At 70.7% G+C, this 24549-nt stretch carries 25 protein-coding genes; 22 read left to right on the top strand and 3 right to left on the bottom strand.

The features are described from left to right. The first annotated feature begins 69 nt into the window (after window positions 1–69). The 12 genes from OG252_RS40370 to OG252_RS40425 all read left to right on the top strand — a co-directional run bounded on the left by OG252_RS40370 (window position 70) and on the right by OG252_RS40425 (window position 13199). The gene (locus tag OG252_RS40370) at window positions 70–1263 is read left to right on the top strand and encodes an argininosuccinate synthase (protein ID WP_329342410.1); all 1194 of its coding nucleotides are present in this window, start codon (window positions 70–72) and stop codon (window positions 1261–1263) included. Between the two features lie 80 nt (window positions 1264–1343). Next, a complete protein-coding gene (gene argH / locus OG252_RS40375) occupies window positions 1344–2777 on the top strand; it encodes an argininosuccinate lyase (RefSeq protein WP_266442786.1) in 1434 nt (477 codons plus the stop codon). A gap of 155 nt (window positions 2778–2932) precedes the next feature. Next, entirely contained in the window at window positions 2933–3904 is a 972-nt protein-coding gene (locus OG252_RS40380; RefSeq protein ID WP_329342412.1) for an aldo/keto reductase, read from the top strand. An 82-nt stretch (window positions 3905–3986) separates the two neighbouring features. After that, window positions 3987–4538 (top strand): TetR/AcrR family transcriptional regulator, encoded by a 552-nt coding sequence (locus OG252_RS40385; protein ID WP_329342413.1) that lies wholly within the window; start codon window positions 3987–3989, stop codon window positions 4536–4538. Next, window positions 4535–6058, top strand: coding sequence for an MFS transporter (locus OG252_RS40390; RefSeq protein WP_329342416.1), 1524 nt, complete (start codon window positions 4535–4537; stop codon window positions 6056–6058). The genes OG252_RS40385 and OG252_RS40390 overlap by 4 nt, the downstream gene beginning before the upstream one ends. A gap of 180 nt (window positions 6059–6238) precedes the next feature. Continuing rightward, window positions 6239–6433 (top strand): hypothetical protein, encoded by a 195-nt coding sequence (locus OG252_RS40395; protein ID WP_329342418.1) that lies wholly within the window; start codon window positions 6239–6241, stop codon window positions 6431–6433. After that, on the top strand, window positions 6430–7425 hold the full coding sequence (locus tag OG252_RS40400; protein ID WP_329342420.1) for an AAA family ATPase: 996 nt from the start codon (window positions 6430–6432) through the stop codon (window positions 7423–7425). Before OG252_RS40395 ends, OG252_RS40400 begins: the two co-directional genes overlap by 4 nt. Then, a complete protein-coding gene (locus OG252_RS40405; RefSeq protein WP_266442803.1) occupies window positions 7422–8330 on the top strand; it encodes a DUF58 domain-containing protein in 909 nt (302 codons plus the stop codon). Before OG252_RS40400 ends, OG252_RS40405 begins: the two co-directional genes overlap by 4 nt. Window positions 8331–8345: 15 nt before the next feature. Then, the gene (locus OG252_RS40410; RefSeq protein ID WP_266442806.1) at window positions 8346–9296 is read left to right on the top strand and encodes a VWA domain-containing protein; all 951 of its coding nucleotides are present in this window, start codon (window positions 8346–8348) and stop codon (window positions 9294–9296) included. Between the two features lie 1087 nt (window positions 9297–10383). Continuing rightward, window positions 10384–11214 carry a S1C family serine protease gene (locus tag OG252_RS40415; RefSeq protein ID WP_329342423.1) on the top strand — a complete coding sequence of 277 codons (831 nt, stop codon included), beginning with the start codon at window positions 10384–10386 and terminating at the stop codon, window positions 11212–11214. Window positions 11215–11226: 12 nt separating this feature from the next. Then, complete coding sequence (locus tag OG252_RS40420) at window positions 11227–11901, top strand: response regulator transcription factor (RefSeq protein WP_266442809.1); 675 nt, start codon at window positions 11227–11229, stop codon at window positions 11899–11901. After that, window positions 11898–13199 (top strand): sensor histidine kinase, encoded by a 1302-nt coding sequence (locus OG252_RS40425; RefSeq protein WP_329342426.1) that lies wholly within the window; start codon window positions 11898–11900, stop codon window positions 13197–13199. Before OG252_RS40420 ends, OG252_RS40425 begins: the two co-directional genes overlap by 4 nt. Before the next feature lie 42 nt (window positions 13200–13241). Here OG252_RS40425 and OG252_RS40430 read toward each other — a convergent pair whose 3' ends face one another. Next, entirely contained in the window at window positions 13242–13913 is a 672-nt protein-coding gene (locus OG252_RS40430) for a lysophospholipid acyltransferase family protein (RefSeq protein WP_406491667.1), read from the bottom strand. A gap of 358 nt (window positions 13914–14271) precedes the next feature. Here OG252_RS40430 and OG252_RS40435 point away from each other — a divergent pair, with 358 nt between their 5' ends. The 3 genes from OG252_RS40435 to OG252_RS40445 all read left to right on the top strand — a co-directional run bounded on the left by OG252_RS40435 (window position 14272) and on the right by OG252_RS40445 (window position 16598). After that, complete coding sequence (locus OG252_RS40435; protein WP_329342428.1) at window positions 14272–15474, top strand: glycerophosphodiester phosphodiesterase; 1203 nt, start codon at window positions 14272–14274, stop codon at window positions 15472–15474. Between the two features lie 74 nt (window positions 15475–15548). Next, window positions 15549–16055 carry a sigma-70 family RNA polymerase sigma factor gene (locus OG252_RS40440; RefSeq protein WP_329342430.1) on the top strand — a complete coding sequence of 169 codons (507 nt, stop codon included), beginning with the start codon at window positions 15549–15551 and terminating at the stop codon, window positions 16053–16055. Between the two features lie 45 nt (window positions 16056–16100). Further along, complete coding sequence (locus tag OG252_RS40445) at window positions 16101–16598, top strand: GNAT family N-acetyltransferase (protein ID WP_266442824.1); 498 nt, start codon at window positions 16101–16103, stop codon at window positions 16596–16598. 92 nt (window positions 16599–16690) lie between these two features. On the opposite strand, the gene OG252_RS40450 is transcribed toward OG252_RS40445, so the two are convergent. Both OG252_RS40450 and OG252_RS40455 read right to left on the bottom strand, forming a co-directional pair. After that, window positions 16691–17143 carry a hypothetical protein gene (locus OG252_RS40450; RefSeq protein WP_406491662.1) on the bottom strand — a complete coding sequence of 151 codons (453 nt, stop codon included), beginning with the start codon at window positions 17141–17143 and terminating at the stop codon, window positions 16691–16693. Continuing rightward, window positions 17124–17483: a hypothetical protein gene (locus OG252_RS40455; RefSeq protein ID WP_329342432.1), complete on the bottom strand. Its 360-nt coding sequence runs from the start codon at window positions 17481–17483 to the stop codon at window positions 17124–17126. The genes OG252_RS40450 and OG252_RS40455 overlap by 20 nt, the downstream gene beginning before the upstream one ends. 69 nt (window positions 17484–17552) lie before the next feature. Here OG252_RS40455 and OG252_RS40460 point away from each other — a divergent pair, with 69 nt between their 5' ends. The 7 genes from OG252_RS40460 to cbiE all read left to right on the top strand — a co-directional run bounded on the left by OG252_RS40460 (window position 17553) and on the right by cbiE (window position 24195). Beyond that, entirely contained in the window at window positions 17553–18203 is a 651-nt protein-coding gene (locus OG252_RS40460; protein ID WP_266442836.1) for an HAD family hydrolase, read from the top strand. Window positions 18204–18572: 369 nt separating this feature from the next. Then, the gene (locus OG252_RS40465) at window positions 18573–19607 is read left to right on the top strand and encodes a methionine ABC transporter ATP-binding protein (protein WP_266442839.1); all 1035 of its coding nucleotides are present in this window, start codon (window positions 18573–18575) and stop codon (window positions 19605–19607) included. After that, window positions 19604–20341, top strand: coding sequence for a methionine ABC transporter permease (locus OG252_RS40470; RefSeq protein ID WP_266442842.1), 738 nt, complete (start codon window positions 19604–19606; stop codon window positions 20339–20341). Before OG252_RS40465 ends, OG252_RS40470 begins: the two co-directional genes overlap by 4 nt. A 99-nt stretch (window positions 20342–20440) precedes the next feature. Further along, window positions 20441–21271 carry a MetQ/NlpA family ABC transporter substrate-binding protein gene (locus tag OG252_RS40475; RefSeq protein ID WP_329342436.1) on the top strand — a complete coding sequence of 277 codons (831 nt, stop codon included), beginning with the start codon at window positions 20441–20443 and terminating at the stop codon, window positions 21269–21271. Window positions 21272–21283: 12 nt separating this feature from the next. Beyond that, window positions 21284–22099, top strand: a complete 816-nt coding sequence (locus OG252_RS40480) for a MetQ/NlpA family ABC transporter substrate-binding protein (RefSeq protein ID WP_329342437.1) — start codon at window positions 21284–21286, stop codon at window positions 22097–22099. Window positions 22100–22239: 140 nt separating this feature from the next. Continuing rightward, window positions 22240–22878: a GNAT family N-acetyltransferase gene (locus OG252_RS40485; protein ID WP_266442850.1), complete on the top strand. Its 639-nt coding sequence runs from the start codon at window positions 22240–22242 to the stop codon at window positions 22876–22878. Between the two features lie 102 nt (window positions 22879–22980). Further along, on the top strand, window positions 22981–24195 hold the full coding sequence (gene cbiE, locus OG252_RS40490) for a precorrin-6y C5,15-methyltransferase (decarboxylating) subunit CbiE (protein ID WP_266442852.1): 1215 nt from the start codon (window positions 22981–22983) through the stop codon (window positions 24193–24195). The last annotated feature ends 354 nt before the right edge of the window (window positions 24196–24549 follow it).

Raw genomic sequence — 24549 nt, forward strand, 5'->3', positions numbered from 1 at the left:
TGAGATTGACGAATCATGCAGAGTCCTGCATACTCATGCATGTCAGCGAAGCACTGTGAGGAGAACCCGATGACCGAGCGCGTCGTACTCGCCTACTCGGGCGGTCTGGACACCTCCGTCGCCATCGGCTGGATCGCCGAGGAGACGGGCGCCGAGGTCATCGCCGTCGCGGTCGACGTCGGTCAGGGCGGCGAGGACCTGGACGTCATCCGCAAGCGCGCCCTCGCGTGCGGCGCGGTCGAGGCCGAGGTCGCGGACGCCAAGGACGAGTTCGCCGAGGAGTACTGCCTCCCGGCGATCAAGGCCAACGCCCTCTACATGGACCGCTATCCGCTGGTCTCCGCGCTCTCCCGGCCGACGATCGTCAAGCACCTCGTCGCCGCCGCCAAGAAGCACGGCGCCACCACCGTCGCCCACGGCTGCACCGGCAAGGGCAACGACCAGGTCCGCTTCGAGGCCGGCATCGTCGCCCTCGCCCCCGACCTGAAGTGCATCGCCCCGGTCCGCGACTACGCGATGACCCGCGACAAGGCCATCGCGTTCTGCGAGGAGAAGCAGCTCCCGATCGCCACCAGCAAGAAGTCCCCGTACTCCATCGACCAGAACGTCTTCGGGCGCGCGGTCGAGACGGGCTTCCTGGAGGACATCTGGAACGCGCCGATCGAGGACATCTACGAGTACACCTCGAACCCGGCCGAACCCCGCGAGGCCGACGAGGTGATCATCACCTTCAAGGAGGGTGTCCCGGTCGCCATCGACGGCAAGCCCGTCTCGGTGCTCCAGGCCATCCAGCAGCTCAACGAGCGCGCCGGCGCCCAGGGCATCGGCCGGATCGACATGGTCGAGGACCGGCTGGTCGGCATCAAGTCCCGCGAGGTGTACGAGGCTCCGGGCGCGATCGCCCTGATCACCGCCCACCAGGAGCTGGAGAACGTCACCGTCGAGCGCGAACTGGCCCGCTACAAGCGGCAGGTCGAGCAGCGCTGGGGCGAACTGGTCTACGACGGCCAGTGGTTCTCCCCGCTCAAGCGCGCCCTGGACGGCTTCATCAACGAGGCCAACCAGCACGTCAGCGGCGACGTCCGGATGACCCTGCACGGCGGCCGCGCGGTCGTCACCGGCCGGCGTTCCCAGTCGTCGCTGTACGACTTCAACCTGGCGACGTACGACACGGGCGACACCTTCGACCAGGCCGCGGCCAAGGGCTTCATCGACATCTACAGCCTGTCGTCGAAGATCGCGGCCAAGCGGGACCTCGCTTAACCGATAGCGTGAACGCCGCCTCCCCGTCCGTATGTGGTGGGGAGGCGGCGGCACATCCACAGTCTTGAGGAGCAGAGCAAGTGAGCAGCAACAGCGGTGACGTACGGCTCTGGGGCGGCCGTTTCGCCGACGGTCCCGCCGAGGCCCTGGCGAAGCTGTCCGCGTCCGTCCACTTCGACTGGCGGCTCGCGCCCTACGACATCGCCGGTTCGCGTGCCCACGCGCGCGTGCTGCACAAGGCGGGGCTGCTCACACAGGACGAGCTGACCCGGATGCTCGCGGGCCTCGACCAGCTCGAGACGGACGTGGCATCGGGCGAGCTCGTCGGCACCATCGCCGACGAGGACGTCCACACCGCCCTGGAGCGCGGTCTCCTGGAGCGTATCGGCCCCGACCTCGGCGGCAAGCTCCGCGCCGGCCGTTCCCGCAACGACCAGGTCGCCACCCTCTTCCGGATGTACCTGCGCGACCACGCCCGGATCATCGGCGGCCTGATCGCCGAACTCCAGGACGCCCTGATCGGCCTCGCGGAGGCCCACCCGGACGTGGCGATGCCCGGCCGCACCCACCTCCAGCACGCCCAGCCGGTGCTCTTCGCCCACCACGTCCTCGCGCACGTCCAGCCCCTGTCCCGGGACGCCGAACGCCTGCGCCAGTGGGACGAGCGGACGGCCGTGTCGCCGTACGGCTCCGGAGCCCTCGCGGGGTCGTCCCTCGGCCTGGACCCGGAGGCGGTCGCTCGCGATCTGGGCTTCGAGCACGGCAGCGTCGGCAACTCCATCGACGGCACCGCCTCCCGCGACTTCGTCGCCGAGTTCGCCTTCATCACCGCGATGATCGGGATCAACCTCTCCCGGATCGCCGAGGAGATCATCCTCTGGAACACGAAGGAGTTCTCCTTCGTGACGCTGCACGACGCGTTCTCCACGGGCTCGTCGATCATGCCGCAGAAGAAGAACCCGGACATCGCGGAGCTGGCGCGCGGCAAGAGCGGCCGTCTGATCGGCAACCTGACCGGCCTGATGGCGACGCTCAAGGCTCTCCCGCTCGCGTACAACCGCGACCTCCAGGAGGACAAGGAGCCGGTCTTCGACTCCTGCGACCAGCTGGAGGTCCTGCTCCCCGCCTTCACCGGCATGATCGCCACCCTCACCGTCCACCGCGAACGCATGGAGGAACTGGCCCCGGCCGGCTTCTCGCTCGCCACCGACATCGCCGAGTGGCTGGTCAAGCAGGGCGTGCCGTTCCGCGTCGCGCACGAGGTCGCGGGTGAGTGCGTGAAGGTCGCCGAGGCCGAGGGCAAGGAACTCGACGAGCTGACGGACGAGCAGTTCGCGAAGATCTCCGCCCACCTGACCCCCGAGGTGCGCTCCGTCCTCAACGTGCCCGGCGCCCTGGCCTCCCGCAACGGCCGCGGCGGTACGGCGCCCAGCGCGGTCGCCGTCCAGCTCGCGGAGGTCAAGGCGGACGTGGCGGCGCAGCACGAGTGGGCCACCGCGAAGAAGAAGGCGTGAGGACAGCGCCCCCTGAGGGGCGCGGGGAACTGCGCGCGTAACCCCCACGCGCCCGCACTCGCCGAGAACACCGCACGGACCGAGCTCTGAGGCGAAGGTCATCGCGGGTTACGTTGGTCGCAAGCCGTACCGGAGCCGACCGAACGGAGCCCGCGATGCCCTTCGCACGTCTCGCGACCGCCACGACGCCCACCTGCCACATCGGCCTGGGTCTCGCGGCCGTCGGCCGCCCCGGCTACATCAACCTCGGCCGAGACCACGACCTCGGAGCGAACCGCAGCGTCGACGCGCTGCGCACCCGCACCCACGAACTCCTCGACGCCGCCTACGCCCAGGGCGTCCGTTACTTCGACGCGGCCCGTTCCTACGGCCGTTCCGAGGAGTTCCTCGCCGACTGGCTGAACGCCCGCCCCGACATCGACGACATCGTCGTCGGCAGCAAGTGGGGCTACACCTACACCGCGGCCTGGAGCACCGACGCCGACCGGCACGAGGTCAAGGACCACACGCTCGCCACGTACGAGCGGCAGCGCGCCGAGAGCGACGAACTGCTCGGCGACCGGCTCGACCTCTACCAGATCCACTCGGTGACCCCGGACAGCCCGGCCCTCACCGACAAGGAACTCCACGCGAAACTGGCGGAAGCCGCCGCGCGGGGCCTCACCGTCGGCTTCTCCACCAGCGGCCCCGCCCAGGCCGACGCGATCCGGGCCGCGCTCGCCGTGACCGTCGACGGCGAGCCCCTCTTCCGTACCGTCCAGTCGACGTACAACGCCCTGGAGACCTCGGCCGCCCCCGCGCTCGCCGAGGCACGCGAGGCCGGACTCACGGTCATCGTCAAGGAGGCGATGGCCAACGGGCGCCTCGCGGAGCCACACGCGCCGGACGCGCTGAAGGCCGTGGCCGAGGAAACGTCTCTGGGCTGCGACGCGGTCGCCCTCGCCCTCGTCCTGCGCCAGCCGTGGGCCGGTGTCGTCCTCTCCGGCGCCGCGACCGTCACCCAGCTCTCCTCGAACCTGCACGCGGCGGTCGTGGACCTCGACGCGGACCAGCTGAACCGGCTGGCCGCGCTGGTCGAGGAGCCGCGGACGTACTGGGAGAAGCGCGGGCAGCTGCCCTGGCACTGAGAAGCCCCTGAGGGGCACAGGCGCGTGGGACGTCTATACCACCGATGAGACATTAATGTCTCATGTGGGATATGGTTGTCTCATGGCCGTCGATCGTGACCACGTACTGCGCAGCGCCGCAGCCCTGCTGACCCGCAAATCCACCGCGACCATGGACGAGGTCGCGAAGGCGGCCGGGATCAGCCGGGCCACCCTGCACCGCCAGTTCGCCGGGCGTGACGCGCTGGTCCGGGCGCTGGAGGCGCTCGGCATCGCGGAGTGCGAGGCGTCGGCGGACGCCGCACGGCTCGACGACGGCCCGGCCCAGGAGGCGCTGCGCAGGTTCGTGAAGGAACTCGAACCCGCCGCCGGACTCCTCGCCTTCCTCTACACCGAGAACCAGCTGTTCGAGGGCGAGGAGCAGAACGAGGGCTGGGCCCGCCTGGACGCCCGGATCGCCGCGCTGTTCCGCCGCGGCCAGGCCACCGGCGAGTTCCGCATCGACCTGACCCCGGCCTGGCTCACCGAGGCGCTCTACGGCCTGATGGCCTCCGGCGCCTGGGCCGTGTCGGAGGGCAGGGTCGCTTCCAAGGACTTCACCCACATGATCACCGAGCTGCTGCTCGGCGGCGCACTACGGAGAGAGGAATCATGACCAGCACCCTGCAGCCGGCGAACCCGACCGAGGCGGTGAAGCGCCCCGGCCGTTGGCTCGCGCTGTCCGTCCTCGTGCTCGCCGTGCTGCTGGTGGCCGTGGACGCGACCGTCCTCGGCCTGGCGACCCCCTACATCAGCGAGGATCTGAAGCCCTCCGGCACCCAGCTCCTGTGGATCGGTGACGTCTACTCCTTCGTCATCGCCGGTCTGCTCGTCTCCATGGGCAGCCTCGGCGACCGCATCGGCCGCAAGCGCATCCTGCTCATCGGCGCCACCGCCTTCGGCGCGGTCTCCGTCCTCAACGCCTACGCCACGACACCCGAGATGATGATCGCCGCCCGGGCGCTGCTCGGCGTCGCCGGCGCGACCCTCATGCCCGCCACGCTCGCCCTGATCCGCAACCTCTTCCACGACCCGCGCGAACGCAGCCTCGCCGTCGGCATCTGGGGCGCGACGGCCTCCGCGGGTACCGCGGTCGGGCCCATCGTCGGTGGGTTTCTGCTCGAACACTTCTGGTGGGGCTCGGTCTTCCTGATCAACCTGCCCGTGATGGCGGTCCTGGTCCTCGTCGGCATCAAGCTGCTGCCCGAGTCGCGGAATCCGCGTCCCGGACCGTGGGACATGATCAGTGTCGCGCTGTCGCTGGTGGGCATGATCGGTGTGGTGTACGCCGTCAAGGAGGCCGCCACCCACGGCACCACGTGGGAGACGCTCACCTCGGGCCTGCTGGGCGCGGGCGCCCTGTACGGCTTCGTACGCCGCCAACTCGCCCTGCCGACACCCCTGCTGGACATGCGGCTGTTCCGCCACCGCGGCTTCAGCGGCGCAGTCCTCGCCGACCTGCTGACCATCCTCGGTCTGTCCGGGCTCGTCTTCTTCCTCTCCCAGTATCTGCAACTCGTCCAGGGCAGAGGGCCGTTGGAAGCAGGCCTGGCCGAACTGCCCGCCGCCGTGGGCGCGGTGGTGGCCGGCCTGATCGCCGGCTCGATGGCCCGGCGCTTCTCTGTCCGGTCCGTCGTCTCCGTCGGACTCGCGGCCGTCGGCCTCGCACTGGCCACGCTCACCGTGATCGACCAGTCCACCGGCTACCCGCTCCTCGGCACCGCGCTGCTGTTCGTCGGCATAGGAGCCGGTTTCTCCTTCACGGTGACCGCCGACGTCATCCTGGGCTCCGTCCCCAAGGAACAGGCGGGCGCCGCATCCGCGGTGTCCGAGACGGCGTACGAACTCGGCGCTGCCCTCGGCATCGCCGTACTCGGCTCGATCGTGACGGGCGTCTACCGCGACTTCAAGGGCCCGGCGGGTACACCGGCGGAGGCACACGAGTCGCTGGGCGGGGCGGTGGAGGCGTCGGCGGGCCTGCCCGCGCACACGTCGGAGGCGATGTTGGACGCGGCGCGGACGTCGTTCGTCGACGGACTCGCCCTCGCGGCCGGGGTGGGGGCGGCGGTGCTGCTCACCGCGGCGGTAGCGGCATGGTTCCTGCTGCGAGGCCAACGGCTGGACAGCGGGCTGTAGGGGCGCGGGGCCGTATCGATGTGCGGCTCCGCCGCGTGGGCGCGACCAGCGATGGTCAACCCGCACTCGCCATCCGGTCGAAGCCATCCCCCACATCCGGCCTTTAAGCCCGTTTTCGCCCCCACCTGATGGTCTTGGCTCCGTACCGACGTCGTTCCCGACGCCGAAGGAGCCAAGACCATGACACGTCGTACGCGCACAATGATCGTCACCGCGTCCGTGCTGGCCGCCGCCGGACTGACCGGTGGCGGCGTCGCGCTGGCCGCCGACAGTGACGAGAAGCCCCGCGACCAGGTGAGGTTCGTCGTGGAGGAAGGCGACCACGACTGCCCCGAGAAGACCACCGGCACGAACAACCCCGCCTCCCAGCTGTGACCGCCCCCGACGACAAGCTCCTCGAAGACGCCCTCTTCGAGGTGAAACGCGTCATCGTCGGCCAGGACCGCATGGTGGAACGCCTGTTCACCGCGATCCTGGCCCGCGGCCACTGCCTCCTCGAGGGCGTACCCGGCGTCGCCAAGACGCTCGCCGCGAAGACCCTCGCACACGTGGTGGGCGGTCACTTCGCCCGCCTCCAGTTCACCCCCGACCTCGTCCCCTCCGACATCACCGGCACCCGCATCTACCGGCCCTCCCAAGAGGCGTTCGACATCGAACCCGGGCCGGTCATCGCGAACGTCGTCCTCGCCGACGAGATCAACCGCGCCCCCGCCAAGGTGCAGTCGGCGCTCCTTGAGGTCATGGGCGAGCACCAGGTGTCCATCGGCGGCACCACACTCCCCGTCCCCGAACCGTTCCTCGTGCTCGCCACCCAGAACCCCATCGAGTCCGAGGGCGTCTACCGGCTCCCCGAGGCCCAGCGCGACCGCTTCCTGCTCAAGGTGGAGGTCGCCGCGCCCACCGAGGCCGAGGAACTAGCCATCCTCTACCGGATGAGCGTCGACCCGCCCCGCCCGCGCCGCGTCCTCACCCCCGAGCGGCTGGTCGCCCTCCAGCGGACGGCCGACGAGGTGTTCGTGCACCACGCGGTCGCCGAGTACGCCGTACGACTGGTCTGCGCGACCCGCGAACTCGCCGGACCGGAGAGCCGGTTGGCGCACGGCGCCGGGCCGCGGGCCACCCTCGGCCTGGTCGCCGCGGCCCGCGCGCTGGCTCTGCTGCGCGGACGGGGCTACGTACTCCCCGACGACGTGAGCGACCTGGCGCACGAGGTCGTCGCCCACCGTCTCGTCCTGTCCTTCGACGCGCTCGCCGACGGCGTCACCCCGGGCGAGATCGTCGACGAGGTGCTCGCGGCGGTCCACCAGCCCCGGATCAGTCCCCGCCAGGCCGCCGCCGAGAAACGCACCGAGGAGGCCGTCGCATGATCCCGACCCTGCGCGAGCTCACCCCCGAACAGGCCCTGAAGCACCTGGAACTGCTCTTCACCCGCCATCCAGACGGGCTCCTCCAGGGCGACCATCCGGCCCTGCTGCCGGGACCGGGCAGCGAGCTCGCGGAGACCCGGCCGTACGTCATCGGCGACGACGTCCGCCGGATGGACTGGAACGCCACCGCCCGCACCACCGTCCCGCACGTCCGCCTCACCCTCGCCGACCGCGAGCTGACCATCTGGATCGTCCTGGACGCCTCCGCGAGCATGGACTTCGGCACCGCCCGGATGGAGAAGCGGGACCTCGCGGTGGGCGCGGCGGCGGCCGTCGCGTTCCTCACCGAGCGGGCCGGAAACCGGCTCGGCGCGCAGATCTCGGGGCCGCACGGCATCCGGCGGATCCCGCCCCGCACCGGCCGACGCCACCTGCTCACCGTCCTGCACGCCGCCCTGGACCGCCCGCGCGTCGAACCGGGGGCCGCCGACTCCACCCTCGCCGACTCCCTCCGGGAACTGCGCGCCCTGCCCGGGCGGGGCCTGGTCGCCGTCGTCTCCGACTTCCTGGAGACCGGCTGGGAGCAGCCCCTGCGCACGGTGGCCCACCGCCATCAGGTCCTCGCCGTGGAGACCGTCGACCCGCGTGAACTGGAGCTGCCCGACGTCGGGTTGCTCACCGTCGTCGACCCCGAGACCGGACGACGACGCGAAGTCCCCACGCACGCACGTCGGTTGCGCGAGCGGTACGCGGAGGCCGCGCTGGAACAGCGGGCCGTGATCAAGCAGGCGATCCGCCGTGCGGGCGCCGCGCACCTCAGGCTCCGCACGGACCGGGACTGGGTGCGGGACGTCGTCCGGTACGTCGAGGACCAGCGGCGCCGTGCGGGAGGCGGCGCCGCATGACACGGGAGTGACTTCATGTCTTTGCGTTCCCCCGGCTGGCTGCTGCTCCTGATCCCGCTCGCCGGTCTGATCGGCGCGTATCTGCTGGTCCAGCGCAGGCGCGGCCGCTACGCCGTCCGTTTCACCAACCTCGACCTGCTCGACAAGGTCGCGCCCCACCGGCCCGGCCGGCGCCGGCACATACCGGCCGCGGCCTTCTGCGCCACGCTCGCGCTGCTGGTGCTGGGGTTCGCCCGGCCCACGGCCGACGTGCAGGTACCGCGCGAACGGGCGACGATCGTCGTCGCCTTCGACACCTCCGGTTCCATGGAGGCCACCGACGTCTCACCGACCCGGTTCGTGGCCGCCCAGCGCGCCGCCCTCGCCTTCATCGACCGGCTTCCCGAACGGTTCAACACCGGGCTGGTCTCCTTCAGCGGCTCCGCCACCGTCGCGGTCCCGCCGACCACCGACCGCGCGGTGCTGCGCTCGGTCATCGAACAGCTCACCACCGGCCAGGGCACGGCGATCGGCGAGGCCGTCATCGCCGCCCGCAACGCTATCCGGGCGCTCGACAAACAGGCCGAGACCGAGCCGCCGCCCGCACATATCGTGCTGCTCTCCGACGGCTCCAACACGGTGGGCCGCTCGGTCGAGTCCGCGGCGGCGGAGGCGGCCGCCGAGCGCATCCCCGTCTCGACGATCGCGTACGGCACGGAGGACGGCGTCGTCGACCTCGGCGACGGCCGCCTCCTCCAGGTCCCCGTCGACGGCCCCGCCCTGGAGAACCTCGCCTCCCGCACGGGCGGCGACTACCACGAGGCCGCCACGGGCGAGGAACTCCAGGCCGTCTACGAGGACATCGGCAGCTCCGTCGGCCACCGCACCGAGGAACGCGAGATCTGGCAGTGGTTCGTGGCAGCAGGCCTCGCCACGGCCCTGATCGCCGCCGCGACCTCCCTGCTGTGGTTCTCCCGCCTGCCATGACCGACCTCGACACCCGCCCCCGGCCCACCGACGAAGGAGGCACCTCGTGACAGACCCCACGCACTCCGGCCCGCCGGGTTCTTTCGAAGCCGAGCACCTTGGCGTGCCGGGTCCTCCCGGCAACTCGCGCTCCGGCTCACCGGGTTCTCCTGGAACTGAGCACTTTGGTACGGCGGATTCGCCGGGCGGCGCGGGCTCCGGTGCGCCGGGGTTCGGTTCTCCCGGGGCCGAGCGCGGTGGTGTGCCGGGTTCGTCCGATAGCGCGCCCTCCGGCCCGCCGACTGGAACCGAGAGCTTGGACCTGCCGGGTCCTCCTGGTGCCGGGGGCTCTGGTTTGCGCGGTTCCGGCGGTACTGCGGGTTTCGGTGCGGCGGGTTCTTCTGGAGCCGAGCGCGCTGGTGGCGTACCGGGTTTGTTTGATGTGGCGGGCTTCGGTGCGGCGGGATTGTCTGGTGCGGCGGGTTTCGGTGCGGCGGGTTCTTCGGGTGCTGCGCACTCCGGCGGGTCGGGTTTGTCTGGTGCGGCGGGCTCCGGCGGGTCGGGTTCGCCTGATGCGGCGGGCTTCGGTGCGGCGAGATTGTCTGGTGCGGCGGGTTTCGCTGCGGCGGGTTCTTCGGGTGCTGCGCACTCCGGCGGGTCGGGTTCGCCTGATGCGGCGGGCTCCGGTGCTGCAGGTTCTTCGGGTGCCGGGCATGCCGGTGCGGCGGGTTTGCCTGATGCTGTGGGCTCCGGTGTGCCGGGTTCTTCCGGTGCCGCGGGCTCCGGTGTGCCGGGTTCTCCCGGTGCCGCGCATGCCGGCCCGCCGGGTTCACCCGATGCCGCACGCTCCGGTGGCCCGCCGGCTTCTCACGATCCCGTGTACTCCGGTGGCCCGCCGGTCGCTGCCGGCCTCGGCAAACCCCCGGCCTCCTCCGACGGAGGCGGCCCGCAGCGGACCGGGGGATCCTCGGACGGCACCGCGCGTCACGTCACCGCGTCCGAGGGCGACCCGAGTGCTGCGGACGGTGCGCCGGGCCACCGAGGCGCCGGCCCCGTCGACGCCCCTCCCGGCCTCGGCGCGCCGCGTGGCCCGTCCTTCCTGCCAGGTATGCGGCCCACGCTCCCCGACCGGCCCGCGCCGGTGCCGTCTCCAGCCCCGCCCCCGGCCCCGTCCCCGCACTCGCCCGTCCCCCCGCGGCCCCCACGCGACCGCACCCCCCGTCCCCTCACCACCGCCCTCCTCGCCGCCGTACTCGCGGGCGGCGCCGCCGGATACGCCGCCGGCGTCCTCGGGGACGACGACCCGGCCGCCCCGGTGACCGCACGCGAGGTCGGCGGGCTGCAGGCCGTCGCCGACCGGGTCCTGCCCAGCGTGGTGTCCGTCGTCACGGCGAACGGGCAGGGGTCCGGGTTCGTCTTCGACGAGCGGGGCCGGATCCTCACCAACGCGCATGTGGTGGAGGGGAGTTCGCAGGTCACCGTCGAGCTGCAGGACGGGCGCCGGCTGAGTGCCGAGGTGGTCGGCGACGATCCCGCGCACGACGTGGCCGTACTGGAGCCGGAGACGTCACGCGGACTCAGGGCCGCCGAACTCGCCACCGGCGCCCGCCCCGGCGTCGGAGACACGGTCCTCGCCATCGGTTCCCCGCTGGGCCTGAGCGGCACTGTCACCTCGGGAATCGTCAGCGCCCTGGACCGCTCCGTACGGCTCGGCGAAGGCAGCGGCGGTGGCGGGCAGCAGCGCGCCCTGCAGACCGACGCGTCGATCAACCCCGGCAACTCCGGCGGACCGCTGGTCGACGCCGAGGGACGGGTCATCGGCATCAATACGGCCATCGCGACGTTGGACCAGCAACGAGGTGGTTCCATCGGCATCGGCTTCGCCATCCCCGTGGCGGACGCGGCGACGGCGGCACAGACGATCATCGACGGGGGCTGAGGAGGGGCGGACATGAGACTGCTCGTGGTCGAGGACGAGGAGGACCTGGTCGTCGCGCTCAAGGTCGGCCTGGTGCGGGCGGGCTACGCCGTCGACGTCGCCCCGGACGTCGACACCTCGACCGAGAAACTCGCCGTCAACGACTACGACCTGGTCCTGCTGGACCTCAACCTCCCCGACGGCGACGGCTTCACCGTCTGCCGCGCCATCCGTGCGGCCCCAGGCCCCGGCGGCCCCCGCATCCTCATGCTCACCGCCCGCGACCGCCTCGCCGACCGCGTCCGCGGCCTCGACGAGGGCGCCGACGACTACCTCGTCAAACCCTTCGCCCTGCCCGAACTCCTCGCCCGCATCAGGGCGCTGCTGCGCCGCGAGGACGGCGGCACGGCGGTCGTCGAGGTCGGCGAACTCCGCCTGGACACCGCCCGTTTCGAGGCCTACCGCGGCCCCCGCCGACTCCACCTCACGCCGAAGGAGTTCAGCGTCCTGCACTACCTCATGACCCGCCCCGGGCGCGTCGTACCGGCCGAGGAACTCCTCGAACACGTCTGGGACGAACACGCCGACCCCTTCACCAACACCGTGCGCGTCACGGTCGGTTCGCTGCGCCGAAAGGTCACCGGAGAGGACGAGCCCCTCATAGAGACGGTGATACGGCAGGGCTACCGCCTGAAGGAGACGCAATGAAACGCCCTTCCTTCAAGCGCCCGCATCTCAGGCTCCCGCGCCCACATCTCAGGCTCCCGCGCCCGCATCTCAGGCTCCCGCGCCTTCCCCTCAGGCTCCCGCGCCTGCCCTCCTTCACCCACACCATCCGCTTCCGCCTCACCGTCCTGTACTCCGGCCTCCTGTTCGTCCTCACCGCACTCGTCCTCGGCGCCACCTACGTGGCCGTGGAACGCAGCGGCGAGGCCCACCCGGTCAGCAAGCAGTTCCGCGCCGAGAAGTACGTGAACGGCGTCTACATGGGCGAGTTCGACGCCGTGAAGCTCCAGGAGGTCGAGGCGGCCGTCAACTACGAGACGCTCGCCAACCTGCGCCGCTTCTCCTACGCCGTCCTCGGCGGCCTCGCCGCCACCAGCCTCGTCCTCGGCTGGATCCTCTCCGGCCGCGCCCTGCGCCCCGTACGCGCCATCTCCCGCACGGCGGCGGAGATCCAGGCCACCGACCTCTCGAAACGCATCCAGCTGCAGGGCCCCAAGGACGAGCTGCGCGACCTCGCCGACACGGTGGACTCCATGCTGGACCGGCTCGACGAGGCGTTCCGCGCCCAGCGCCAGCTCATCGACGACGCCTCGCACGAGCTGCGCAGCCCGCTCGCGATCATCCGCGCCAACCTGGACGCCGTACTGACCGCGGAGGAGTCGGACGAGGAGGAGCGCCGCACGGCCGCCCGCAGTGTCGACCGTGCGACCACCCGGATGACCCGGCTGGTCGAGGACCTGCTGGCCACCGCCCGCCGCAGCGCGCCCGCCCTCGCCGACGCGGACGTCGACCTGGCCGCCGCGGCGGGCGAGGCGTGCGAGGAGTTCGCCCCGCTCGCCGCCGACCGCGGCCTCGCCCTGCACCGCCGGCTCGTCCCGGGCCTGACCGTCATCGGCGACCACGACGCCCTGCGCCGGGCCGTCGGCAACCTGCTCTCGAACGCCGTACGGCTGTCCTCGCCCGGCACCCGCATCACCGTCGCCGCGGGCCGCTCGGGCAGCTGGCTGTGGACCGCCGTACGGGACGAGGGGCCCGGCATCCTGGACGACGACCAGGCCCGGGTCTTCGACCGGTTCTGGCGGGCCAGGGCGGGCGGCGGCGGACGCGACCGGCACGCCGGGCTCGGCCTCGCCATCGTCCGGCAGATCGTGGAGTCGCACGGCGGCCAGATCCGGCTGTTCTCCCGGGTCGGCGAGGGCTCGACGTTCGTGCTGTGGTTCCCGGCACCGGGGGACGGGCACGCGAACGGCGGACCGCCCGAGGAGCAGCCCGCCGTATAGCCGTACCGAAACCTCTGAAGCCTCTGAAGTCGCTTAAGCCTCTTACGCGGCCTTCGCCTTGGTGGCGTACATGTCCACGTACTCCTGCCCGGACAGCCGCATGACCTCGGTCATCACGGAGTCGGTGACCGCCCGCAGGACATAGCGGTCGCGGTCCATCCCCTCGTAGCGGGAGAACTCCATCGCCTCGCCGAAGCGGACCGTGACGCGGCCGGGACGCGGGAAGCCGGCGCCGCCGGGCTGGATCTTGTCGGTGCCGATGATGGCGAACGGTACGACGGGCGCGCCGGTCATCATGGCCAGCCGGGCGATGCCCGTACGGCCGCGGTAGAGCCGGCCGTCGGGGGAGCGCGTGCCCTCCGGGTAGATGCTGAAGACCTTGCCCTCCTCCAGCACCCGGCGGCCGGTCATCAGCGCCGCGACACCGCCGCGGCCGCCGTCCCGGTCGACCGGGATCATGCCGCAGCCCGTGAAGAACCAGGCCATCAGCCGGCCCTTGATGCCCTTGCCGGTGACGTACTCGTCCTTGCCGATGAAGAAGACCTGTCGGTCGCAGAAGAGCGGCATGATCATCGAGTCGATGAACGTGAGGTGGTTCCCGGCCAGGATCACCGGACCGTCGCCCGGGATGTGCTCCGCGCCTTCCACCCGTGGGCGGAACATCAGGCGCATGATCGGTCCGAGCACTGCCTTGATGAGCGCGAAGCGGGACAACGGGCCCTCCGGTGTCAAGAGAGTGGTGAGGGAATCTGTATGAGTCTGTGCAGGTGAGGACATTACTCGCGGCCCAGGGGGTCGCGCACATCGGGCACGGCGGATTCACCGAGGTCTTACGCAGTGTTGACACCCGTTCACCTGCGGTGGCACCGCGTTGCCCGGCGGTAACCCGAACGGAATGATGTGACACAGGTCGCGTACCCCGCGCCGCAGCCATGAAGCCGACCGGGCGTCAGACATCTGTTCCCGTACGACATCCCGTGTCACCCGCGTGTTCCGCCACAGGTCTCCCGTCCGCCATGGACACGACCCTACGATCGGCGCGCATGGTCGAGCCGATGGCAGGAGGGCGTTCATGGGAACGCAGGGGTCGCAGGGAACACGGGGATCGCAGGGGTCTCAGGGTTCGAACGAGCAGGCGGGCGGGACCGGGCGGCGGGCGCTTCTCGGTGCGGCGGTGCTCGGTGCCGGGGGAGCGGTCCTCGGGATGTCCGGTACGGCGAGAGCCGCCGGTGCCGGGCCCGGGAGCGGCGGGGTGAAGAGCCTGCCCGTGCCGACGATCATCGGTCACCGGGGTGCCAGCGGCTACCGCCCCGAGCACACCCTCGGCGCCTACCAGCTCGCCCTCGACCTGGGCGCCGACATCGTCGAGGCCGGCGACCTCGTGCCCACCAAGGACGGCCACCTCGTCTGCCGCCACGAGCCCGAGATCGGCGGCACGACCGACGTCGCGAACCACCCCGAGTTCGCCGGCCGCAAGACCACCAAGGTGCTCGACGGCGTCTCCACCACCGGCTGGTTCACCGAGGACTTCACGCTCGCCGAGCTCAAGACGCTTCGCGCGATCGAACGCATCCCGGCCAACCGCCCGCACAACACCCTCTACAACGGCCGCTGGGAGATCCCCACCTTCGAAGAGGTCCTGAAGTGGCAGGACGAGCAGACCCGCAGGCGGGGCAAGCAGGTCTGGATCTACCCCGAGCTCAAGCACCCCACCTACTTCCGCAAGCTGGGCCTGGGTCTCGAGGAGCGGGTCGCCAAGCTGCTGCGCAAGTACGGCAGGGACAAGTGGAAGTCGCCGGTCATCATCCAGTCCTTCGAGCCGACCAGCATCCAGCGCCTGAACAAGCTGGTCGACAACCCGCTCGTGGTGCTCCTGTCCGGCCCGGCCACCCGTCCCTGGGACTTCGTCGAGACCGGTGACCCGCGCACGGTCGCCGACCTGGTCAAGCCGGCCGGCCTCAGGGAGATCGCCTCCTACGCGCAGGGCATCGGCCCGACCCTCGACCTGATCATCCCGAAGGACGCCGCGGGCAGGCTCACCCAGCCGACCACCCTCGTCAAGGACGCGCACAAGGTGGGCCTCGTCCTGCACCCCTGGACCCTGCGCAACGAGAACCCCTTCCTGCCCGCCGACTTCCGCAAGGGCACGGACGTGGACGCCTACGGCGACGTCTTCGGCGCATACAAGGCGTACTTCGCCACCGGCATCGACGGCGTCTTCACCGACCAGCCGGACACCGGTGTGCTGGCCCGCGAGGACTTCGTCAACAGCTGAGCCCTCGGCCCCGATTGGGGTGACAGCCGGCCGCCCGGGCAACCCACGGCCCGGGCGGACGCGTCGCCCTGCATATGACGCACGACCTCGTCACCACCCTGCGCCCCCTGCTCACCGCCGAAGCCCTGGCCGAGGCACATGCCACCGGTACGGAACCGGGCGACCTGGAGCAGGCGGTCTGGCTCCGTCTCCTGGAGCACCTGGAGACCCAGGGCCCGCCCCTCGACCCGCACGGCTGGCTCCGCCGAGCCGTCCGCTCCGAGTCCCGCCGCACCCGCCGTACGACCCGACTCGAACGACCGTACGACGTCGAGCCGGCCGACGACGGCGACCGCACCCCCGAACAACTCGCCCTCGCCTCGGCCCGCCGCCGCGCCCTGCACGACGCCGTGCGCCGCCTCCCCGGCCGCTGCCCCCGTCTGATGGCGGCGCTCCTGTCGCCCAGGGACCTCACATACCGGGAGATCGCGGGGGAGTTGGGTATGTCACAGGGCAGTCTTGGCCCGGAACGTTCCAGATGCCTGGGATGTCTGCGCAGATTGCTCACATCGGAGGTTGCGGCCCGCGGAGCGCGGGGATAGGAGTGAGGGACGACAGGCGATCAGGTGAGCGGGAGGCGTGCGCACATGGGCATGAGCGTGACCATCTCTGCGGCGACCGTGCAGGACGCGGAGCAGATCTTCAGGCTGCAGTACCTGTGCTTCCAGAGCGAGGCCGCTCTGTACGGCAACTACCGCATCGACCCGCTGGTCCAGAGCCTGGACTCCGTCCGCGAGGAGGTGGTCGCGGACTGCGTCTTCGTGGCCAGGCTGGGCGAGGAGGTCGTCGGCTCGGTGCGCGGCGCGGTGACCGAGGACGGCGCCGCCGCCATCGGCAAGCTCTGCGTCCACCCCCGCCTCCAGGGCCACGGCATCGGAGCGAGGCTGCTGCGCGCGGCCGAGTCGGCGCTGGCAGAGGAGCGCGGCGCCAAGAAGTTCCGCCTCCACACGGGCTACCGCAGCGAGGGCAACCTGCGCCTGTACCGCAGGGTGGGCTACGAGACGGTGGGCACGTCGAAGGGCGCGGACGGGGTGGAGATGATCGTCCTGGAAAAGATGGCTGGAACTTATGCAGCCACGGCATGATCGGGTCTTTTAGGGGCGCGGGGCTGTGTCGATATGCGGCTCCGCCGCGTGGGCGCGACAAGCCACAACGGGCCCGCGGCCGCCTGAAAACCTCAGGCGGCACCCCCGTGCGGCGCACGTGCTTTCCACAACCAGTACATCGCGGACAACGGCAACAGCACCGGGATGAAGAGGTACCCCATCCCGAAGTCCGACCACACGGTCGCGTCCGGGAACGCCGAGGGGTCCACCAGCGTCCAGGTCCCGACCGTCAGCACGCCCACCAGCTCGGCCCCGCAACACACCAACGCCGCCTTGCGTGCCGTCTCCCCGCCCCGCACCAGCGAGTACGTGATGAACCCGTAGACGAGCCCCGCCACCGCGGACAGCGAGTACGCGAGCGGCGCCCGGTCGAACTCGGTGGAGATCTGCACCACCGAGCGCGACACCGCCCCGACGACCATCACGCCGTACAGCCAGACCAACAGCATCCCCGGCCCGCTGATCAGCCGCTGCCGCGTGGGCTTCTCCTCCGTCACGGCCACCTCAGCCTCCCCAGATGTCATAGAGACGCACTTCGAGCACCGCCAGCACCACACCGCCGGAGGCAACCGTCACCGAGCCCCACCGGGTCCGCTCGGCCAGCGACATGAACCCCGCCGCCGGGATACACGCGAACGCGCCCAGCAGATACGCCACGAAGATCGTCGTGCCCTGGTCCGGCTTCTCGCCCCGCCCCAACTCCACGATCCCGACCACCAGCTGGACGAGGGCCAGCACGGACACCACGGCCATCCCGATGAAGTGCCAGTCCTTGGTCGGCTGATCTCGGTACGCGGCCCAGCCGCACCACGCGGCCAGCAGAAGTGCGGCGACGCCGGTCACGAGCGTCAGGGCATCAAGCATGCCGTGACCCTATTACGGGCCAAAAGACCCGAGGCGGCCGCCCCCGGAATGCCCCGTAGGGTCGACGGCATGAAGATCCACGCACAAGCCCTCCTGTTCGACAACGACGGCACCCTCGTCTCCTCCCTCGCCTCCGTGGACCGCTGCTGGACGCAGTGGGCCCTGGAGTACGGGATCACCGTCGACGACTTCGCACGCGTCGAACTGCACGGGCGTCCGGCCGCCGAGATAGCGGCTGACCTGCTGCCCGCGCACCTTGTCCCGGAGGCCGTCGCGCGGATCGAGAAGCTGGAGGTGGACGACGTACCCAACGACGGCGTCCAGCTGCTGCCCGGCACCAAGGACTTCCTCGACGCGCTGCCCGCCGACCGCTGGGCCGTCGTCACCTCCGCCACCCGGCGCCTGGCCGAGGCCCGCCTCGACGCCGTCGGCATCCTGCCCAAGACACTGATCGCCGCCGACGACATCACGCGCGGCAAGCCCGACCCCGAGCCCTACCTCCTCGCGGCCCGCGAACTCGGCGTCGACCCGGCCCACTGCGTCGTCTTCGAGGACGCCCCCGCCGGTCTCCAGGCCGGCCGTGCCGCAGGAATGACCACCGTGGCATTGACCACAACGCACCAGGCCCACGAGTTGGTCGCCGACCTCGTGGTGCGGGACCTGTCGGCCCTGTCCGCCCTGGTCAGCGACGGGGGAGTCGAGATCTCCGTCCGCGGTTGACGGGCGTCCGCCGCTGTCCAGCATCCGGACAGCGGCGCTTTGTCAGGACCGTAGGTCTGGTTTACTGATCGCATGACCACGACGAGCAGCCGCACCCTTGCGACCGAGGCGACCATGACGCCCGGTGCTCGTTGTATGTGTCGAATGTGCGCCTTCTAGAGGGCCCCTGCACCACCTGAGCCTCGCGCCCCGAAGCGAGCCGCCGTGGCATGTCCGTGCGCTGAATCCCGTACGTGACTGACGCCGCCCCGCGCACATGTTCTCTCCCCTGGTTCCTTATGCCACCGCACGAGAACCGTGTCGCGTTCCGACCGAATGCACCCGCCAGGGCACATCCACGCCCTGCGCACGACAGTGACGGAAACCCACGTGATCACCACCACAGGCCTGACCAAGGTCTACCGCACCAGCGGCCGTGAGGTCACCGCCCTGGACGGCGTCGATCTCCACGTCCGCGAAGGCGAGGTGTACGGCGTCATAGGCCAGTCCGGCGCCGGCAAGTCCTCGCTCATCCGCTGCGTCAACCTGCTGGAGCGCCCCACCGCCGGCACGGTCACCGTCGCCGGACAGGACCTCACCGCCCTCGCCGGGCGCGGACCCCGCGCCGGCCGGGAGCTGCGCCGGGCGCGCAGCCGTATCGGCATGGTCTTCCAGCACTTCAACCTGCTGTCGACGCGGACCGTGCAGGACAACGTCGAGCTGCCGCTCGAAATCCTCGGCAAGTCCGGCCAGGAGCGCTCTCGCAAGGCTCTGGAGCTGCTCGACCTCGTCGGTCTCGCCGACAAGGCGAAGGCCTACCCGGCCCAGCTCTCCGGCGGCCAGAAGCAGCGCGTGGGCATCGCCCGCGCCCTGGCCGGCGACCCCAAGGTCCTGCTGTCCGACGAGGCGACCAGCGCCCTCGACCCCGAGACCACCCGCTCCATCCTCCAGCTGCTGCGTGACCTGAACCGGCAACTGGGCCTGACCGTCCTGCTCATCACCCACGAGATGGACGTCGTGAAGTCGATCTGCGACTCGGCCGCCCTGATGGAGAAGGGCCGCATCGTCGAGTCCGGCACGGTCAGTGAACTGCTCGCGACCCCGGGCTCCCAGCTGGCCTCCGCACTGTTCCCGGTGGGTGGCGAGGCCTCCGGCGCCGACCGCACCGTCGTCGACGTCACCTTCCAGGGCGAGGCCGCGACCCAGCCGGTCATCTCCCAGCTCTCCCGCACCTACAACATCGACATATCGATCCTCGGCGCGGCCATCGACACCGTCGGCGGCCTCCAGGTCGGCCGGATGCGCATCGAACTGCCCGGCCGCTACGAGGACAACGTCGTGCCGATCGGCTTCCTGCGCGAACAGGGCCTGCACATCGACGTACTGGGCGAGGAGCCCCTGCTGGTGAAGGAAGGTGCCAAGTGACCTGGTCCGAAATGCAGCCCCTGCTGGAGCAGGCCTGTTGGGACACCCTCTACATGGTTGGCTGGTCCACGCTGATCGCCGTCGTCGGCGGGCTCCCGCTCGGCGTCCTCCTCGTCCTCACCGACCGGGGCGGACTCCTCCAGAACGTCGTCGCGAACAAGGTCATCGGGCAGGTGGTGAACGTCGCCCGCTCGATGCCGTTCATCATCCTGATGGTCGCGCTGATGGGCTTCACCCGCTCGATCACCGGCACCACCATCGGCCGCGAGGCCGCCATCGTGCCGCTTGCCATCGGTGCGATCCCCTTCTTCGCGCGCCTGGTCGAGACGGCTGTCCGGGAAGTGGACGGCGGGCTCGTCGAGGCCGTGCAGTCGATGGGCGGCAACACCTGGACGGTCGTGCGGAAGGTCCTCGTACCCGAGTCCCTGCCGTCGTTGATCTCCAGCACCACCACCACGATCGTCGCCCTCATCGGCTACTCCGCGATGGCCGGCACGGTCGGCGCCGGCGGCCTCGGCGACATCGCCATCCGGTACGGCTACCAGCGCTTCGAGACCGAGCTGATGTGGATCACGGTGGCGATCCTCGCCGTGGTCATCTCCGTCATCCAGTTCGCCGGTGACTTCGCCGCCCGCTTCCTGCACCGCCGCGCCGGCCAGTCCGGCCCCGCGCCGAGGCTGCGCCTGCTGAAGGCGAAGGAGCCGGCGACGGCCGACGTCGGCAAGGTCGCCTGAAGTCTCCCTCGCAAGCTCCCTCGTAGGGCACACACCAACCGCAGATTTCCCCGCACACCCATCGCGGGGTCGCTCCACCCCTCAGGAAAGGCACTTTTCGTGCGTAACACCGCCAAAATCACCACCGCCGTCCTCGCCGCCGGAGCCCTCACCTTCGGGCTCACCGCCTGCGGCTCGGACAGCGACTCCGCCTCCTCCGACACGAGCGGACCGCTGGTCGTCGCCGCGAGTCCGACGCCGCACGCCGAGATCCTGAACTACGTGAAGGACAACCTGGCGAAGAAGGCCGGCCTCGACCTGGAGGTCAAGGAGTTCACGGACTACGTCACGCCGAACACGGCGACCGAAGACGGTTCGGTGACTGCCAACTACTTCCAGAACCAGCCGTACCTCGACGACTTCAACAAGAAGAACGGCACCCACATCGTGCCCGTCGTCACGGTCCACCTGGAGCCGCTCGGCCTCTACTCCAACAAGGTCAAGAGCGCCGACGCCCTGAAGAGCGGTGCGACCGTCGCCGTCCCGAACGACAGCGTGAACGAGGCACGGGCTCTGAAGCTCCTGGACGCCAACGGGATCATCACGCTCAAGGACGGCGTGGGCAACGAGGCGACCCCCTCCGACATCACCAAGAACCCGAAGAACCTCAAGTTCAAGGAGCTGGAGGCGGCCCAGACCCCGCGCTCCCTGGACGACGTGGACGCGGCCGTCATCAACGGCAACTACGCCATCGAGGCCGACCTCTCGCCCGCCGACGACGCCCTCGTCCTGGAGTCCGCCACGGACAACCCGTACGGCAACTTCCTCGCGGTCAAGGACGGCAACGAGGACGACCCACGCGTAAAGAAGCTCGCCGAGCTCCTCACCTCCGCCGAGGTCAAGAAGTTCATCGAGGACACCTACGACGGGTCCGTCATCCCGTCCTTCTGAGGAGCCGCCGTCATGCGCAAGACCGTCACAGCGGCCGCCTCGGTCGCACTGGCCCTCGGCCTCGCCGCCTGCGGTTCAGGAAGCGGCGGCGGTGACGACGACTCCCTCGTCGTCGGCGCCACCGCCGTCCCGGCCGGCGAAGTCCTGACGTACATCAAGGACAACCTCGCCGCGAAGGCCGGACTCGACCTCGAGATCAAGGAGTTCACGGACTACGTCCTCCCGAACACCGCGCTCCAGGAGGGCTCGCTCGACGCGAACCTCTACCAGAACGAGCCCTACCTGGACGACTTCAACGAGTCCAAGGGCACCGACCTGGTCCCGGTCGTCGATGCCTATCTGCCGCCCATGGGCGTGTACTCCAAGAAGGTCGCGGACGTCACCGAGCTCGCCGACGGAGCAACCGTCGCCGTGCCGAACGACACCACCAACGAAGGCCGCGCCCTCAAGCTCCTGGCCTCCCAGGGCGTCATCACGCTCAAGGAGGACGCGGGCACGGACGCCTCCCCCGCGGACATCGAGGCCAACCCCAGGCACCTGAAGTTCAAGGAGCTGGAGCCCGCCCAACTGCCACGCTCGCTCGACGACGTGGCCGCGGCGGTCATCAACAACAACTACGCCCAGGACGCGGGCCTCAGTCCCACGAAGGACGCGGTCCTCCTGGAGTCGGCGAAGGACAACCCCTACGCCAACCTCCTCGCCGTCAAGCGCGGCAACGAGGACGATCCCAGGGTGCGGAAGCTCGCCGAACTCCTCACCTCCGCCGAGGTGAAGAAGTTCATCGAGGACAAGTACCAGGGCTCGGTCCTGCCGGTCAGCTCCGGCTGACGGGGCGTATACGGCGTATCACCACGGACGGGGTCCACTCCTTCACTCGGGGTGGACCCCGTCGTGCGGTTCGGTGCTTCCATGCTGCATGCTGGGCAGTTCAGCAGGCTGAAGGTTTCCCGACGGTTACGGAGCGGCGCATGACTGGCACCTTCCCCAACATCTCCATCAGCACGGAGCGGTTGGTGCTGCGTCCCCTCGACGAGGACGACGTGCCTGCCCTGGCCGAGATGATGAACGACGAGCAGGTCGTGGCCTGGACCGACGTTCCCCAGCCGTTCACCGAGGACGCCGCCCGCACCTGGATCACCGAGTACGCCCCCGCCGAACGCCAGGCGGGCCGCGGCCTCGACCTCGCCGTCACCGAGTTCCTCACCCAGCGCCTGGTCGGCATCGTCCAGCTCGGCAAGACCAACTGGCACATCAGGTCCACCGAACTGTCGTACATCATCGCCCCCTGGGCCCGCGGCGAGGGCTACGCCTCCGAGGCCGCCCTGGCCACCGCCCAGTGGCTCCTCGGCGACCAGAAACTCGAGCGTATCGAGCTGCGCACGGCGGCCGACAACACCGCCTCCCAGCAGGTCGCTCAGAAGATCGGCTGTATCAGCGAGGGCGTCCTGCGCAACGCCTGCATAGCGCACGTCCGCACCGAGGACGGCACCTGGGCCGACGTCCGCACCGACTTCATCGTGTGGAGCCTCCTCCCGGAAGACCTCGACGGGGCGGGCGAGCAGCTGGCCGACTCCGGCGGTTTCACGTCGTTCTCGGACTGGAACTGACCAAGGGGGCCACCGGCTCGGTCGCCTTCACCAGGTACTCTCACGGAGCCCGGCATCCGGGCCCCTGACAACCTGCGCAAACCCCCTGGAGACTGAGAGACGATGGCCGACCGGGTCACGGTGATCGGCTGGGACGGCTCGCCGCTGACCGCCGCGGCGCGCTCCGCCCTCGGCGCCGCCACGCTGGTGGCCGGTGCCGCCCACCACCTGGCGCTCCCCGAGGTGCCACCCGGCGCCGAGCGCATCCGCCTCGGCAGCGTCGCCCTCGCCGCCCGCCGCATCGCCGGCCACCGCGGCTCCGCGGTGGTGCTCGCCGACGGCGACCCCGGCTTCTTCGGCGTCGTACGGACCCTGCGCGCCCCCGAGTTCGGCCTGGAGGTGGAGGTCGTCCCCGGCGTCTCCTCCGTGGCCACCGCCTTCGCCCGCGCCGGCATGCCCTGGGACGACGCACAGGTGGTCGTCGCACACCGGCGCACCCTGCGCCGCGCGGTGAACGTGTGCCGCGCCCACACCAAGGTCGCCGTCCTCACCTCACCCGGCGCCGGCCCCGCCGAACTCGGCCTGCTCCTCGACGGCATCCACCGCACCTTCGTCATCTGCGAGGAACTCGGCACCGACCGCGAGCAGATCACCGTCGTCACCTCCGACAAGGCCGCCGACCACACCTGGCGCGACCCGAACCTGGTCATCGTCATCGGCGGAACCGCCGGACCCGCGGGGGAGGACAGCGGCTGGATCGCCGGACGCGCCCCGGGCACCGCACCGCGCGGCTGGGCGCTGCCCGCCGAGGCGTACGGCGGTGACCTGGGCGAAGGCGAGGGCGAGCTGCTCCGCGCCGCCCAACTCGCCCGGCTGGGACCGCGCGTCGGCGACCTCGTGTGGGACATCGGCTGCGGCAGCGGCGCCTTCGCCACCGAGGCGGCACGGGCCGGGGCGGCCGTCATCGCCGTCGACCGGGACCTGGGGGCGTGCGCCCGCACCGAGGCCGCCGCACGCGGCTTCGGGGTGCAGCTGCAGACCGTGCGCGGCAACGCCCCGCACATTCTGGAGAACCTGCCCGAACCGGACGTCGTCCGGGTCGGCGGCGGGGGAGCGGCCGTGGTCTCGGCCGTGGCCGACCGCCGTCCGCAGCGCATCGTGACGCACGCGGCGACCCGTGACGCCGCCGAACTGGTCGGCCGCGACCTGACCGAGCACGGCTACCGGGTCGAGTGCGCCCTTGTTCAGTCCGTCGAACTCGACACCCGGGCCTGGACGGAGACCGAGCGGAGCGTCGCGTTCCTGCTCAGCGGCCTGCTGCCGGACCGCACGGCCTGATTGCCGTTCCGTCCCGGATCCTGTCCCCGTGATCCTGTTGTCGTACTGCGCGCGGTAGGCTGGCCGATCGTTGTACCGCACTCGGACGCCCGGCGCTTCGTTCGTCAATGTCCGGAAAACTCGCCCCTTTTGGGGTGAGTGTGGTACGGCAGAACCGGAGGACGCGCAACGTGGCGCAGTCCACAGCGGGCCGTCGCGGATCAAGCTGTCGCGACGGGGCAACGGCCGCGACAATGCCAGTTAATGGCTTTGTCGTCTTTTGGCGACGGGTCGTTCGTGCCGCTGGGCACGCACGCTCGTTCTTCACTGCGGGGCGGTCGGTGCGCCGTTCCGGGTGAGCCGGCCGAAGAAGCA

Source organism: Streptomyces sp. NBC_01352 (genome assembly GCF_036237295.1).
GTDB lineage: Bacteria > Actinomycetota > Actinomycetes > Streptomycetales > Streptomycetaceae > Streptomyces > Streptomyces plumbiresistens.